This window comes from Thermosinus carboxydivorans Nor1, assembly GCF_000169155.1.
Lineage (GTDB): Bacteria > Bacillota > Negativicutes > Sporomusales > Thermosinaceae > Thermosinus > Thermosinus carboxydivorans.
In genome coordinates this window covers 1-14763 of record NZ_AAWL01000013.1, presented here as the reverse complement: position 1 = coordinate 14763, position 14763 = coordinate 1, and the positions used below count along the sequence as shown (strand labels likewise).

Here is a 14763-nt window from a genome sequence, read left to right as displayed (position 1 = left end):
CAGTATATTTTTTTCATATTGTTAAGAGAATGATATGGCTAAAAATCCAAAAATTTGCTATTATTTTTGTAAAGTATTTGAAACCTGAAGGAGGATAGCGATGTCGAATAAACGACCTGTTAAAATCGTAGAAACAGTGCTGCGCGACGGGCATCAGTCGCTGGCAGCCACCAGGATGCGGACCTCAGACATGCTGCCCGTGCTGGAACAACTGGACAATGTCGGCTACTGGGCCATTGAAGCCTGGGGCGGCGCCACTTTCGACAGTTGCCTGCGCTTCTTGAACGAAGACCCCTGGGAGCGCCTGCGCACCCTGAAAAAGCACCTGAAAAAGACGCCTATTCAGATGCTGCTGCGCGGCCAAAACGTCCTTGGCTATAATCATTATGCCGACGACGTTGTTAGAGAATTTGTTTTCCGCGCTGTCGAGAACGGCGTTGGCGTCATCCGGATCTTTGACGCCCTCAATGACGTGCGTAACCTGGAAGTGGCCATGCGAGCAGCAAAAGAGGCTGGCGCTCATGTCCAAGGCGCTTTTGTCTACACCATCAGTCCCTACCATGACAAAGAAAGCTTCCTAAAGGTAGCTAAAGACTTGGTTCAGCTTGGCGCTGACTCAATTTGTATCAAAGACATGTCCGGCTTGTTGGCCCCCTATGTGGCCTACGATCTTGTCAAAACCCTGAAAGCCGACATCAATGTACCCATCCATCTGCATACCCACTATACCAGCGGAATGGCTTCCATGACCTACCTGAAAGCAATTGAAGCCGGCGTAGATATCATTGACTGCGCCCTTTCACCCTTTGCCTTAGGTACTTCCCAACCGGCTACCGAGGCGATTGTTGCCGCTCTTGAAGGAACCGACCGCGATACCGGCATCAAAAAAGAACAACTTTTCCCCATCGCCGATCACTTCCGTGCCGTGAAAAAACAGTTGGCGGAAACCTTCAAGTTGAATACCGCTATCGATATTGATACCAAAGTGTTGACCTTCCAAATCCCGGGCGGCATGCTATCCAACCTCCTTAACCAGATGAAAGAGCAGGGCATGGCTGATAAGTATCCTGAACTACTGGAGGAAATGCCACGCGTCCGCGCCGAGCTTGGCTATCCGCCGCTCGTTACTCCCACTAGCCAAATTACGGGTTCCATGGCGGCCTTTAACGTCATGCTGGGCCGTTATAAGATTGTCCCGCGGGAAGTTAAAGACTTGGTACGCGGTAAATATGGGCGTACACCGGCGCCGATCGATCCTGAATTTGTCAAAATGATCGTCGGCGACGAACCCATTATCACCCACCGTCCGGCCGATGACATTCCACCCCAAATGGACAGCCTGCGCCAAGAACTGGCGGAAAAAGGCTACCCCAACGCGTCAGTAGAAGATGTCCTGTCTTATGCCCTCTTCCCCGAAGTAGCCCTCAAATTCTTTGAAACCAACCGTAAATAATAATCAAGGCCTCCGACACAATCGCCGGAGGCCTTTTGCTGTCCTTATTTGTAAAAACAAGACTTGCCAATAAATTCCCGTAAAATCGAGTTGAGCGGAACTTCGTCATCGTCGACCGGGGCAAAGTATGCCAGAAAGTTGAGCAGCCTCCGCGCCTCGGAATATACCTCGTGCTCAGGGCCAATTTGTTCAAGGAGGGGCTCAGCGTATTTTTTTAGCACGGCCAATTCATAAATGAGAGCCGAGTTAAACATAACATCCGCTTCTTCCTGGAACGGGAAGATGTTGCGTTCTTCCCCCCGGCGCACCGATGACCATAACTTGAGTGTATTGAGGGCATCATGGGCACGAAACTGACTGTCGCGAACAATACGGCGAATCAGGCGCGTGTCGGTCGTGGGAATACGGTTATGATTATCGATGGAAAGCTGCGTCAGCGCACTGATATAAATCTTAACTTTCTGCTCGCGGGGTACGGCGCTGGTAAGCCGCTCATTCAGGCCATGAATGCCTTCAATAATAAGCGGCTGGTCTTTGTCAATCCGGATTTTGCGGCCGCGGTATTCCCGTTGTCCGGTTACAAAATTATACGACGGGATCTTCACTTCGTCCCCGCTGAGCAGCCGGGTAAGATGTTCATTAAAGAGCTCCAAGTCGATGGCTTCGATGGCTTCAAAGTCATAGTCGCCCTTTTCATCCCGCGGCGTATGCGCCCGGTCAACAAAGTAATCGTCCAACGATATTGGTACAGGCCAGACCCCATTCACCCGGAGCTGAATATTTAACCGATGGGCAAAAGTCGTTTTACCGGAAGACGACGGTCCGGCAACCAGGATAACGCGTACTTTTCCACGATGCTCAGACACAAAATCGGCGATTTGGGCAATTTTCTTCTCGTGCAGTGCTTCGGCAATGCGGATAATATCGGCAATCTGCCCGTTACGAATACAGTCGTTGAGGGTGGCGACATAGCCGCAACGCAGAATTTTCCCCCATTGCTCGGCTTCCTGGAATATGGCCGCCAACTTGGGCTGAGGAACAAATTCTGGCAGTTTATCAGGATGGTCTTTTTCCGGAAACCTAAGCAAAAACCCGGGAGGATGGAACAACAGGCCAAATACCTGCAAACACCCGGTCGAGGGCGCCATTGTCCCGTAAAAATAATCATATACGTCGCCACAATAGTAAATGCTTACCCGTTCACGCTTTAGCTGGCCTAACAGTTTGACCTTTTCCGTCTGGCCAGCTGCTTCAAATAACCGAATAGCTTCCTGCAGCTGATAGCTTTTGCGGACAATGGGACGGTCCTCGGCCACAATCTGCCTCATCCGTACTTCCAACCGTTCGATGTCTTCAGGTGTCACCGCACGACCAATATTAAGTTCACAGTATAGTCCTTTGCTAAGGGAATGCTCTACCGTCACTTCACCATCGGGAAACAAATCCCGGGCGGCGGCAACCATCACAAAAACAAGGCTGCGCTGATATACCCGAATGCCTTCCTCTGACCTCAGATCAATAAAATCTACCAAACAATCGTCATTTATTTCAGTTTGGAGGTCCTTTATATCGTTATTCACTTTTGCCGCTACAATAGGGCTGGTATAAAAAGCAGCGCGTTCGCGGCTTATCGCTAACAGCGTAGTTTCCTTGGGATATCGCCGCTTGTCTCCATTAATGAAACGAACCTCTATCCAGTCTGACATCTGGTCGCCTCCCTGCACGCAAATTTACCCTGACACAGGTATGTATGAAAAGATATTTTGCGGCACTGTAAAAAATTCCTCTGATATGTTTACCTGTTCGGGCGGTTGCCATAATAGTATAAGAGAACAACACTTAGGGTAATCAACATCCCGCCGAATATTTGCCACTCATTCATGGTTTCATGTAAAAACAGCCAAGCCAGGACCAGGGTAATAGGTATCTCAGCCGTACTAATAATCGAGGCTATGCCGGCGCCGATGCGTCTCAACCCGGCAAGGTATATAACTACCGGAGCCAACAAAAGCACGGCCCCGACGAAAATTAAGCCAAATTGCAAGCCGGACAAGTCTATAGCCGTCAACCAGACCGGTCGATAGACGATAAGCAGCATGAGGGTGCAAAAGGTGAAAGACCACGCGGTCACAACAAAAGTATCCACCACCGCAAGCAGCCGTTCGCCATTTAAAGTAAGAAAGGCATTAGTTACAGCCGAACCCAATCCTAACAGCAGCGCCCACCGGTCTGTAACCGTCCACTGGGAATGAAAAAGATCGACGCTGAAAATCAGACCGATTAGAGCCAGGACCAGTGCAACCACCTGCACAGCGGTCAGTTTTACCTGTCTAAATAATTTGTTATACAAGGCAACAAAGGCCGGATAGGTAAAAATGAGCAGCGTAGCCAGCGCGGCCCCTAAAATATCCAGCGCCGTATAAAACAGTATGGAAGTGAAAAAACCGCCGATCGCGCCCTGCGCAGCCATCGGCAACCATAATGCGCGGGGAATGGTCGCCTTTTTCTTGTTGATCAGTACCCACCCCCATGCCAACGTAGTCGCAACAAGATTCTGGATGACCAGCACCGGCAACGGCTCTAATCCCGTTAAATAAGTAAATTTGATAACTACCGATGAAGCAGCGAACGCAGCCGCGCCTAGCAGCACCAAAAAATAGCCGAACCAGTTCTTCATTGGCCCCTCCCTGTGTAAAAAAAGAAGCCCGTCAACCAGGCTTAAAGAAACAATACGGCGATGATTTTGTAAGTTAAAGCACTGACCAAAGCTGACAGTGGAATAGTTAGCACCCAGGCCATGACCATCTGTTGCGCTACCCCCCACCGTACGGCACTAATCCGCTTAGCCGCGCCCACCCCCATGATGGAGCCGGACACGACATGGGTAGTACTGACCGGAAGATGCAGTAGCGTTGCCCCGAAGATGACGGCTGCTGAATTCAAATCGGCGGCAAAGCCGCTGATCGGTTCAAGCTTGAAGATTTTGCCGCCCATTGTGCGGATAATACGCCAGCCGCCTGCTGCCGTCCCTAGACCCATGGCCGTTGCGGCAGCAAGTTTAACCCATGTCGGGACTTCTAACGTGGGAAGATAACCGGCACTGACAAGACTGAGCGTGATAATGCCCATCGCTTTTTGCGCATCATTTGAACCGTGCGAGAAAGACATCAACGTCGCAGACAAAATCTGCATCCGTTTAAAACCGGCATTTATGCGCGACGGCGCCATGCGGCCGAAAATCCACAGTAGGCCGATCATAATGACCAAACCGGTTAGCATGGCAACGATCGGCGAAAAGACCAGCGAGGCGACAATTTTTATAATCCCCTGGACTTTTAGGGCATCAACCCCGCGCGCCATCAGCACCGCGCCCATGACGCCGCCTATCAGCGCATGGGACGAACTGCTAGGTATCCCCAGCCACCACGTCAACAAATTCCAGAATATGGCCCCAACCAGGGCGGCAATGATAATCGGTTCATTAACCATCTGGGCTGACTTGACAATATCGCCACCAATCGTTTTGGCTACCCCTGTACTATACATGGCACCGAGAAAGTTGAGGAAAGCGGCCAGCCAGACAGCAGCCCGGGGCGTTAACGCCCGGGTAGATACCGAAGTGGCAATGGCGTTTGCCGTGTCGTGAAAACCGTTTATGTAGTCAAACGCAAGGGCAAGAATAACGACAGTAATCATCAAAACATCAAGCATATTTCATTACCACGCCCCGCAAAAGATCGGCAATACTCTCGCAATGGTCGAGAGCTCCCTCCAGGTGTTCAAGCACTTCTTTCCATTTAATTATTTCGATTGGATCAACGCAATGGGTAAATAGATGGGCAACTTCCTGTCGGTAAATACGGTCGCCTTCGCTTTCCAGCACCACGATTTTTCGCGTGTGGTCTAATATTTTATGCTGATTACCCTTAATATTTCCTAAGTAGATCGAAGGCTTTAACAAGTTCATCGGTGCAGTCGGCCAATAACCGGGCTAATTCAATCGCGCCGGCGGTCGGTTTCCCAGTGCGGTACAGCACCATGCGCTCAATCGTTCCCTGCAAAAAATCGACAACATCGTCGAGCATCGTCGCCAGAGAGTAAATATCCTCGCGATCTAACGGCGTGATGAAGGTGCGGTTGAGCTTGTCAATAATGGCGTCGTTAATTTCATCAGCCTCGTGTTCAAGGTCAGACATGACATCCATTTTTTTCAGAATATTCTCATGGTCATTCAGGCTATCTTTAAGCAGGTAGGCGCCCCGCCGCAGGACACGTGTACTCTCGGCGAATAGCTCGAAGAACTTGTCCTCTTTAGGTTTTAAGCTAAACATTGCTTTATCCTCCCGTAAAATGCATATCCATCAACAGTATACCGGAAAAAAAGGTAATTTACTATATTTTGAACCAAAGATAGACAATTGGAAAAATAAAAAAAGCGGGCTAAAATCACCCGCGCTTATAAAAAATATTAGCTGCGCCCCTTCATCAGGCGAAACAAGCGAAAAATCAATACCGGCCAGATTGGCGCTCGCCGCAAAGCAAAACGCATGCCGGCTAAAAACACAAAAGCCGCACCCAAGATGTGAATAAGCCAAAAACCAGTACGTGGAAATTCCCAGACAGTATCGTCAATCCAGTTATTATTATGATATCCCATCTTATCGCCTCCTTGTATTTATTGTTCCCAATTTACCAACTGTCACTGAAGGAAATTTCTGATAGATCGTGTTTTAAATCAAAAAGTCGGGGTATCCCCGACTTTTTGATTTAAGATATTCAATTCTAGTCGACGGCTGCCATTGCCTTAGCCACTTTGGCCGCCAGACCGGTTATCTTTTTCGACGGAACGGCGCAGACCGCAATACGCACCCCTTTGCCCAGCGGTACAGCAAATACCTTATCCTCATGGAGCTTATCACAGACGGCATCCGGATTTTTGGCCGGGATGGTCAGGAAAAAGCCAGCAATATAAGGTAACATGTTAAGGTTAACTTCTTTGGCTTCACGAGTAAAGATAGCAGCACGTTCTTGAATCAGCCGGTAATAGAAATTGCGTTCCTGTTCCAACTGCGCTTCTAGTTCTTTGTCTTTGTGAATAGTGACAAGCAGCCGTTGGCAGCCGCGGTTTATACTTGACCAGGTAGCGCGGCTGGCATAACCGTTAATATCTTCAAATTCTTTGGCCACTTCCTGGCTGGAAGTAACGCCAATCATCGCACCGGTACGCTGGCCGTACATAGTATAGCCTTTAGACATGCTGAAGGCCAAAATAGTCAAAAGGTTGGGCGGCAATCCGCCGAGCTTTTTCATAAAGGCGCGTGCCTCGTTCTTTTCGCCGGCAAAATCCAAATAAGCGATGTCAACAACCAGAACAATGCGTTTGGCTGTATCTTTGGCACATTCTTTAAGACAATCCAGCACCTGGTCCCACTCGCTGTCCGACAGGCTATAGCCGGTCGGATTGTGCGCAGGAGTATTCAGAATAATAATCAAACTGTTTTGTTTGGCCAAAAGGGCTTGCACTTTCTCCGCAAACGACCGGATGTTAAATTTTTGTTCTGCGTCAAACAGCTCGTAAGTCTCCAGCTTGCGCATAGCGTCCTTGCAAAAAACACTGTACGGTCCCCAATGCCAGTCTGACGTAAGAACGGTGTCGCCAATCTCGGAATAATTGTGTACGACATGATGGATACAGCCCGAACCACCGGAAGTGGCAATAGCCTTTATGTACGCATCAGGGCGGTTAGCGGCGAAAGTGACGTCAATAGCGGCCTCCAAATACTCGGGCAGGCCGCTGATAGGCGCGTAGTTAATAACTTCCGTAATTGGCAGTGTGCGGAAGACTTTTTCCGCCGTCGGCAGGCACACCAGGTTTTCATTATCATCTAAAATAGCCCCGATGGTAGCATTGATGATATTTTCCCGGCCATACTGAGCGATCGCCTTATTCGCGGCAGCACTGGCCGCCATGATTTTGTCCAACCCGAATTTGCCTTTGGCATGCGAAGCAGCAAGACTCAACGTCATACTCTTTCCTCCCCAAGTTGTTTATTTCCATTAGATATTCTGGTAATGTCAGTCAAATTCCTGCTTTGGCGATTGTCCGGTCTACCTATTTCCCGGGAAATCGTTGGCAACGCTCGAGTATAGATTGTGCAAAAAAGGGATACCGAATGTACTTGTTTAATTATATGTTCCCTTGGGTGGAAATTTCCTCTCGGCAATGTTTTTATGTATGGCAAAAGCAGGCTGAAAACAGCCTGCTTTTGCACTAGCAGCAACGTTATTGGCCGGTAAATTTACTCTCTTGGGCTTCAATCATTTTGCGAACCATGTGACCACCAACACGGCCATTATCAGCGGAGGTAAGGGCACCTTTGTAACGGTTCTGGTAGTCTTTCAGGCCGAGCTCGTTGGCAACTTCCAACTTCAGTTGGTCAAGGGCCTTTTGGGCATTGGGATTAACCGGTTTTCTGCTCCTAGCCATTCGACAAACCCTCCATTTCAAAGTATTTGGTACCCGTTAATATCATGACCGTATTCCGACAATCAAATACAATGTAAATATTGGCGCAAAAAACTAACGACTGTGCAAGCGGGCCGCCGCAAGGTAGACAAAATTGGGTAAAAAAAAACGGCGCCTCGACACCAGGCGCTAAAGTTAGGTTAGCTGAGTTTTTGCTAATGTGTCTCCCGCTCTTCGGGGAAAAAGCGGGCATGGATAGCATTAACCGCATCTTTAACGCGGTCGGCCCGCACCAGGCAGGAAATGCTAATTTCCGAAGTACTGATTACTTCAATGTTAATCCCGGCGTCAGCCAAGGCCCCAAACATGGTGGACGCAATACCGGGATTACCTAACATGCCAGCGCCGACAACAGATACTTTTGCTACATTTTCTTCAACGACAATTCCCATTACGCCCAATTCTTTACCTACTTCCGTAATAATCGCCTTTGCCTGAGGTAAGTCAGGTTTCGTTATGGTAAAGACAATGTCGTTGATATTTTTATCGGCGTTGCGAATGCTCTGGACAATCATGTCCACATCAATATTGGCTTTAGCCAAAGCCGAAAATATCTTGTAGGCAACACCCGGTCTGTCCGGTACGCCAAGAACGGCGATCTTGACAACGTTAGTATCATGGGTCACCCCACGAATTACAAATTCTTTTTCTTCCATAGTATATCCCTCCCTGATAAATGTTCCGGGTTTGTCAGTAAATGTTGAGCGGACATGAATTGGCACCTGGTAATGGCTCCCCATTTCTACTGCGCGGGGTTGCATAACAACCGCACCCAGGCGGGCCATCTCCAGCATTTCGCGATAAGTAATTTCCTGCATTCGCCGAGCACTACCTACGACGCGGGGATCGGCCGAATATACGCCCTCCACATCCGTAAATATTTCACAGACATCAGCTTTAAGAGCGCCGGCCAAGGCCACCGCCGTAGTATCAGAGCCGCCCCGACCAAGGGTCGTAATATCCCCTGATGCAGTCACCCCTTGAAATCCGGCGACTACCACAATTTTGCCCTGTGCCAATTCGGCTAATACCCGCTCCGGCTTAATATCAATAATTTTTGCCTTCCGGTGGTGATTACTGGTCATGATGCCAGCCTGTCCCCCGGTTAGAGAAACAGCAGGATGTCCAAGCCTTCGCAGAGCCATCGCCAAGAGAGCAATTGACACCTGCTCACCCGTCGCTAATAGCATATCCATCTCCCGCCCGTCGGCGCCCTCGTCAATCTTCCGGGCTAGGTCAATGAGTTCATCGGTAGTATCCCCCATTGCGGATACTACCACGACAATTCTATCTTCAGGCCCTTTTTCCCGTATTACCCTTTTAGCTACAGCCATTATTTTTTCCGGTGTCGCCACAGAGCTACCGCCAAATTTTTTGACAATTAGCGCCATTTTCATCCTCCTTAGCCGCATTTAGTTGCTTGTCTTTCTATATCTATTCTTCGTAGGCGAACAAAATCCTCTCTGTGGTGAACATTACATTTGTAAAAATGTCTGAACCAAGACCAAACCACCCAAAACAATTTCCCAACACCCTTTGGCCAAAAATAAGACATTATCCTCCTGGCTGTAACACCATTCAGTAAAACTGCTGTATGCTTGGGCATAATCCTGAACGAAAGATACCGTAGCTAACACGGCCGTAAACAATGCCACCATTTTTAAACCCCAGGCCGAAAAATAGGCTGTGACGGCAACACAATAAAATGCCAAAATTAGCCAAGCGACAAACAAGATGGTTAATGCCGTCCACCGGGCCGTTTTGGCGCCTACTTTGGTGGCAAAACGGAGGAACATTAGCCTAAAGAGCCGGCGGCCGCATCGGCCTATTCCCTGCTCATAACACCAGTACCGCTTTGGAATGGAGTAGTTCCAGACAAAGGAACAGAGCGCAATAAACAAAAGCAGCTTGGGCATTTTTCCTCCCCCCCTGCAGGATTGCGGCAAATTGTTTCCCTGGCAAGCTCTGCCGGTATTCAAAATAGAAAAGTCCCGGCGGAACACCGAGACTTGCATACAAAATTAGCAGTTTACGCTTCTACTTTGATTTCGTGGGAACTTTCCCACAAGCCGTGAATGTTGCAGTAGGCCGTTGCAAGGAGCGTACCGGAACCGCCTAGTTTTACCACTACCTTGCCGAAAGGTTCACTATAAGCGGGGCCCTTATTGGGACCTTCACCCGATTCGCCATGAGCATTAAATTCAAAGTTGGCCAACTCATAGGCAAACTTACCGTTTTCCGGCTTGAAATAAAGCTTAATCCAACGGATATGATGCTCCGTAGTGTTAGGATGAGCGATTTCCTTACTTACCCCCACTTCAATGGTCACTTTTTCGCCAGCTTTGACTATAGCCGGGGCGTCAATTACCGGAACATGTTTTTCGGCCTTCCAGTCCGCACTTTGCACAATATCAACAAACTTCATAGCGCAAATTCCTCCTTCGCTGGAACGATTTGTATATATTATTATAATTTTTCGGTGTTTAAAAAATTCCTGCAAAAGCTAATAAAAATTTATTATTAATTATATTATTTTATTAATAACTTTTCTTTATATTAAATTAATATCTATCACTAAAAAAGGAAAGACTAATGGCGAGTAAGAGTTTTTCGCCAAAACCTATAGACAAATGACGTGGTTTATGATAAATTTAAGAAAAACCTTTAAATTAGTCCGGAGAGACTAATAAGGTGCACAATAAGGACGGGCCTACTGTGCCTTAGTGACCTTTAAGCCTCTTACTCCGGTAAGAGGCTTTATTGTGTGCCAAAGGTACAAAAGGAGGAAAAATTATGAGACGCGAAATTCAAGTCGACGAAAAGCTTCCCATTATGCAGACCCTTCCTCTCAGCCTGCAGCACCTCTTCGCCATGTTTGGTGCAACCGTCCTGGTACCCATTTTATTTAAGGTCAACCCGGCAACGATCCTGCTTTTCAACGGCATCGGCACCATTTTATACCTGCTGATTTGCCAAGGCAAAATTCCCGCTTATCTGGGGTCAAGCTTCGCCTTTATCTCCCCCGTCTTTGTTGTATTGCCTCAGTACGGATACCCTGCCGCCCTAAGCGGGTTCATCGCCGTTGGTGCTATCTTTTCCCTTGTAGCCATTAGTATCGGTGTCATTGGCACTAAATGGATCGACGTTGTTTTTCCGCCGGCCGCCATGGGAGCCATCGTAGCGGTCATCGGTCTGGAGTTGGCGCCGGTTGCGGCCGAAATGGCAGGGCTGACGGCAAAGAACCCCGACCCCAAAATCATCGCCGTTTCAATCTTCACGCTGGTGGTTACTATCCTCGGCTCGGTTCTGTTCCGCGGCTTTTTGGCCGTAATTCCTATTCTCATCGGCATAATAGCCGGCTACGCCCTGGCCTTTGTAATGGGACTAGTTGACCTGAGCGGTATTGCCAAAGCGCCTTGGTTAGCCGTACCGCCTATCTACACCCCCGAATTTAACCCCAGTGCCATTGCGATCATTGCTCCCGCTGCCCTGGTCGTTATTGCCGAGCACATTGGCCACCTTATTGTAACTGGCAATATTGTCGGCCGCGATCTCGCAAAAAACCCCGGCCTGCACCGCTCACTGCTGGGTAACGGCTTGTCAACGATGCTGTCCGGCTTCTTCGGTTCCACACCTAATACTACCTATGGTGAAAACATTGGTGTTATGGCCATTACCAAAGTCTACAGCGTCTGGGTTATCGGGTTTGCCGCAGTAATCGCTATCATTCTCTCCTTCGTGGGTAAACTGGCAGCCGCCATTCAGAGTATTCCGGTACCCGTAATGGGCGGCGTATCCCTGCTGCTGTTCGGTGTCATTGCCGCTTCCGGCATCCGCATCCTGGTTGAAGCTAAGGTGGACTATAGCAGCGCCCGCAACTTGATCCTGACGTCAGTAGTCCTGATTATCGGCGTCAGTGGCGCCCAAATTACGATCGGGTCTGTCGCAATGAAAGGCATGGCCCTGGCTACGGTTGTATCCATAATTCTCAGTTTATGCTTCAAGGTTCTGGATATGCTTGGATTGACTAACGACCTTAAACAAGAAAATTAATAGGTTTAGCGTCTAAAAATTAAACCGCTCGCCAACACGAGCGGTTTAATTTTTTTTTTTGCCTTGTTAAAAGAAGTTATTTGCGCAATCCAACGCGAATAGCGGAACTCGCTACAATATAACAAAATGCAAACACGCCGCCAATTGTGAAGAAAAACGCCACCGGCTTAACCATCATGATTTCCGAACTGCCAATGAGCGAGAAAAGCAGTGCCACCATGTAAGCCAAGAAAGACTCGCTGTATTGTGGACTGCCGGCGCGCGGAGCAATGAGCAGCCACACTAGAAAGCCAAGTAAGATAACGTTACCGTATTTGACTAAATCCATGCCATCTCCCCACCCAATACCATCTTAACGATTTTTGATTTTCCACCAGACCGTGCGAGCAGCATGTGCAAGCAGAAACGTCAAAAACTGGCTAATCATACCGACAATAAAAAACCAAGTCTGCCGCTGCATGTGAAAAAAATACGTGACGGCAGCTCCGGCCACTAATGCCGTAGCATACGCTAGAAGCGGCGTGAGTGCCCGAAAACTGCGCTTACGCCAGCTAGGCATCAACAGCCAGCCAAAGAAAACGCCCCAAACCGCATAACTAATATTCACTAACTAGATGCACCTCTTCAAAACATAACAATTATTATTTTGCGACCACGGTGCGATTTCCTGCTGCGTCCTTAAATTTTTCAAACATCGAAACTATCGCCATCAAAATCATCAAAGTTATCAAATGCTTGACCAGCGTCCCAACTGTCAGCCGCCGCAAAATAAGTGTCATCAAAGCCGCCGGCATTCGCCTGGTCAACCAGCATGTCAAATTGGCGTTCACTTAGAATACCCTGATTGGCCAGTGTTTCCCGCAACTCGTCGCTGTTCATATTGCGCCACGTCTCGTGCTGCTCAGGCGTAATAAGATGTTGACTTAGCAAATAACCAAGAATTAGCCCGGTCAGCATCCCGCCCACTCTATTAAAGCCGCCATGCCCGGGTGCTTCATACTGCGGCTGCGCAGCCACACTATTTTCCGGCGTTTGGCGAGGACGCATCATCATAAATAAAGCAATACCGATAATAACGATGATAAGCATCAAGATTAACATTTATCATCCCTCCTAAGTCTCATTTTCAACCAGCCGGCCTGCTACTGCCCCCGTTTGGGTTATCAGCCAAACACCGGCAATAATCATAGCAGCCCCAAGTAGCTGCGGTCAAACAAGCCGCTCGTGCAAAAAAAGAGCGGCAAAAGCCATAGAAATATTCCTGTCATTCCCAAAGCTAGCAACCACGGCAACTGGCGAACCGTAGGCAAGGCTTTCGCAAACCGAAAAAAAGCAGTTGTTATTGGCGAGAGTTCACCGACCGTATATTTAGCAGTCACGGGCCGCCCCATAGGATAGCCGTTGCCGTGAGCAGGACGTATACAATGCGTTCATAGTTAAGCCAACTCGGCATTTTTCTCCCCCCAAAATGTTTACGGGCGGTAGCATTATGTTGCAAACACGCATATGATGTAGCAGATAGATCCCTTTCATTTTAACATTTTTCAAACTATAAATAAAGGAGGCTGCTTTTGTTTATGGAAAGAAAGTACCCGCATTGGTATCCTGAGCATGAAACCTGTTGCGAGTACCCGGGGAAAGATATGGTCTGTGATGAACATATGCCCTATAAAATGATGGACTTTGCACTAGATACATTTAAAGACCGCATTCTTTGCATGTTAGGCGACGAAATTATCTTCTCGGTCGATGCTCGCATCTGCGGCCGCGAGTCTTTTTGCGGCACCCTATGCTATGTAGGCTGTGACTTTATCATTGTCAACGTGTGCCTGGGCCGCCGCCCAGTATCTATGCATATTCCGCTCCGAATGCTGCGGTTCATCGCGCCATATAAATCGTAAAGACCACATTGCCGCTAGCGCGCTCTCTGCCCTCACTGCATAGAATGTGGTAAGTCCCCTGGAAAGGAGGATTGATGCCCATGCGAAAATGGCGTGAGCGCAAGCCGCTGGCCATGGATGTCGATCATATGCAGCTTCTTCATCAGGAAGCCATTGAGCAGTTGGAATTGTTGCATACTGCTCTTGACGCCATGGAACAGGCGACAGGCACTATGCGCGACAACCTCATGGAAATGGTGGAAAACCATTGGCACGCCTATCAAGATGTGTTGCATATGATTTGGTTACAATAATAGAAAAAAGCCGCCCCTTTCGGAGCGGCAATTACCACCTAATCATGTAGGCGGCCCCTATCTCATATCCACCCTGGTATTTGGGTCCGCCGAATACTATTATGTTTTTGTACTGCGCCATAATGCCGACACTCTCTGTGCTGGCGTACACCCCGACCGCGCGCGGTTTGTCAAGCGTAATACGGTACACGTCCACCTTTTGCTCGCGCGGCGTCACAATCGTTTTATCCGCCGGCGGCAACGAGACCGGTGCTTTGTCAAGTTTTATCTGCTGCTCAACCATCTGGGCAGCTTTTTTCGTATCCGTTGCCTGCACCGTATACGTCGCGGCCGGCGGTGTCTGCGTGACAACCTGCACCTCGCGGACAATCTCCCGGGCGACAGACTGCGGCACGTCTATTTTTTGCGCCACCTGCACCGGGTCCCGCACCTCTTCTTGCGCCATAACGGTGACTGGCGGCGGCTTGTGCAGATATGCCCAGGCGACAACCGCAATTACCACCGCCAGCGCTACACACGTCCAATATACCCAACGAC

Annotated in this window: 17 protein-coding genes and 1 pseudogene; 4 read left to right on the top strand and 14 right to left on the bottom strand. The window is 48.8% G+C overall.

The window, feature by feature from the left end; translation table 11 throughout:
* Window positions 1-100 precede the first annotated feature (100 nt).
* Complete coding sequence (locus tag TCARDRAFT_RS09620; protein WP_007289793.1) at window positions 101-1453, top strand: pyruvate carboxylase subunit B; 1353 nt, start codon at window positions 101-103, stop codon at window positions 1451-1453.
* A gap of 44 nt (window positions 1454-1497) precedes the next feature.
* On the opposite strand, the gene TCARDRAFT_RS09615 is transcribed toward TCARDRAFT_RS09620, so the two are convergent.
* The 10 genes and pseudogenes from TCARDRAFT_RS09615 to TCARDRAFT_RS09570 all read right to left on the bottom strand — a co-directional run bounded on the left by TCARDRAFT_RS09615 (window position 1498) and on the right by TCARDRAFT_RS09570 (window position 10404).
* On the bottom strand, window positions 1498-3159 hold the full coding sequence (locus TCARDRAFT_RS09615; protein WP_007289792.1) for a nucleoside kinase: 1662 nt from the start codon (window positions 3157-3159) through the stop codon (window positions 1498-1500).
* An 89-nt stretch (window positions 3160-3248) separates the two neighbouring features.
* Window positions 3249-4130, bottom strand: coding sequence for a DMT family transporter (locus TCARDRAFT_RS09610; RefSeq protein WP_007289791.1), 882 nt, complete (start codon window positions 4128-4130; stop codon window positions 3249-3251).
* Between the two features lie 41 nt (window positions 4131-4171).
* Window positions 4172-5164, bottom strand: coding sequence for an inorganic phosphate transporter (locus TCARDRAFT_RS09605; protein ID WP_007289790.1), 993 nt, complete (start codon window positions 5162-5164; stop codon window positions 4172-4174).
* Window positions 5157-5784 (bottom strand): annotated as a pseudogene (locus TCARDRAFT_RS09600) (DUF47 domain-containing protein). Before TCARDRAFT_RS09600 ends, TCARDRAFT_RS09605 begins: the two are co-directional and overlap by 8 nt.
* A gap of 137 nt (window positions 5785-5921) precedes the next feature.
* Window positions 5922-6110 carry a hypothetical protein gene (locus TCARDRAFT_RS09595; RefSeq protein WP_040683289.1) on the bottom strand — a complete coding sequence of 63 codons (189 nt, stop codon included), beginning with the start codon at window positions 6108-6110 and terminating at the stop codon, window positions 5922-5924.
* Between the two features lie 125 nt (window positions 6111-6235).
* Complete coding sequence (locus tag TCARDRAFT_RS09590) at window positions 6236-7480, bottom strand: pyridoxal phosphate-dependent aminotransferase (protein WP_007289787.1); 1245 nt, start codon at window positions 7478-7480, stop codon at window positions 6236-6238.
* A 256-nt stretch (window positions 7481-7736) separates the two neighbouring features.
* A complete protein-coding gene (locus TCARDRAFT_RS09585) occupies window positions 7737-7940 on the bottom strand; it encodes an alpha/beta-type small acid-soluble spore protein (RefSeq protein WP_040683288.1) in 204 nt (67 codons plus the stop codon).
* A 194-nt stretch (window positions 7941-8134) separates the two neighbouring features.
* Window positions 8135-9370: an aspartate kinase gene (locus TCARDRAFT_RS09580; RefSeq protein WP_007289786.1), complete on the bottom strand. Its 1236-nt coding sequence runs from the start codon at window positions 9368-9370 to the stop codon at window positions 8135-8137.
* Window positions 9371-9454: 84 nt separating this feature from the next.
* Complete coding sequence (locus TCARDRAFT_RS09575) at window positions 9455-9895, bottom strand: hypothetical protein (protein WP_040683287.1); 441 nt, start codon at window positions 9893-9895, stop codon at window positions 9455-9457.
* Between the two features lie 113 nt (window positions 9896-10008).
* A complete protein-coding gene (locus TCARDRAFT_RS09570; protein ID WP_007289785.1) occupies window positions 10009-10404 on the bottom strand; it encodes a class II SORL domain-containing protein in 396 nt (131 codons plus the stop codon).
* 365 nt (window positions 10405-10769) lie between these two features.
* Between TCARDRAFT_RS09570 and uraA the strand changes: the two genes are divergently transcribed.
* A complete protein-coding gene (uraA, locus tag TCARDRAFT_RS09565; RefSeq protein WP_040683294.1) occupies window positions 10770-12032 on the top strand; it encodes a uracil permease in 1263 nt (420 codons plus the stop codon).
* A 76-nt stretch (window positions 12033-12108) separates the two neighbouring features.
* Here uraA and TCARDRAFT_RS09560 read toward each other — a convergent pair whose 3' ends face one another.
* From TCARDRAFT_RS09560 to TCARDRAFT_RS09550, 3 genes are all read right to left on the bottom strand, one after another.
* On the bottom strand, window positions 12109-12360 hold the full coding sequence (locus TCARDRAFT_RS09560; RefSeq protein WP_007289841.1) for a hypothetical protein: 252 nt from the start codon (window positions 12358-12360) through the stop codon (window positions 12109-12111).
* A gap of 24 nt (window positions 12361-12384) precedes the next feature.
* Window positions 12385-12639: a hypothetical protein gene (locus TCARDRAFT_RS09555; RefSeq protein WP_007289840.1), complete on the bottom strand. Its 255-nt coding sequence runs from the start codon at window positions 12637-12639 to the stop codon at window positions 12385-12387.
* Between the two features lie 80 nt (window positions 12640-12719).
* Complete coding sequence (locus tag TCARDRAFT_RS09550; RefSeq protein ID WP_007289783.1) at window positions 12720-13133, bottom strand: hypothetical protein; 414 nt, start codon at window positions 13131-13133, stop codon at window positions 12720-12722.
* A 476-nt stretch (window positions 13134-13609) separates the two neighbouring features.
* Here TCARDRAFT_RS09550 and TCARDRAFT_RS09545 point away from each other — a divergent pair, with 476 nt between their 5' ends.
* Window positions 13610-13933 carry a hypothetical protein gene (locus tag TCARDRAFT_RS09545; RefSeq protein WP_007289782.1) on the top strand — a complete coding sequence of 108 codons (324 nt, stop codon included), beginning with the start codon at window positions 13610-13612 and terminating at the stop codon, window positions 13931-13933.
* Between the two features lie 80 nt (window positions 13934-14013).
* Window positions 14014-14226, top strand: coding sequence for a hypothetical protein (locus TCARDRAFT_RS09540; RefSeq protein WP_050769621.1), 213 nt, complete (start codon window positions 14014-14016; stop codon window positions 14224-14226).
* A 31-nt stretch (window positions 14227-14257) separates the two neighbouring features.
* Here the strand turns inward: TCARDRAFT_RS09540 and TCARDRAFT_RS15825 are convergent.
* A partial coding sequence (locus tag TCARDRAFT_RS15825) for a hypothetical protein (RefSeq protein WP_007289780.1) occupies window positions 14258-14763 on the bottom strand: 506 nt, incomplete at its 5' end.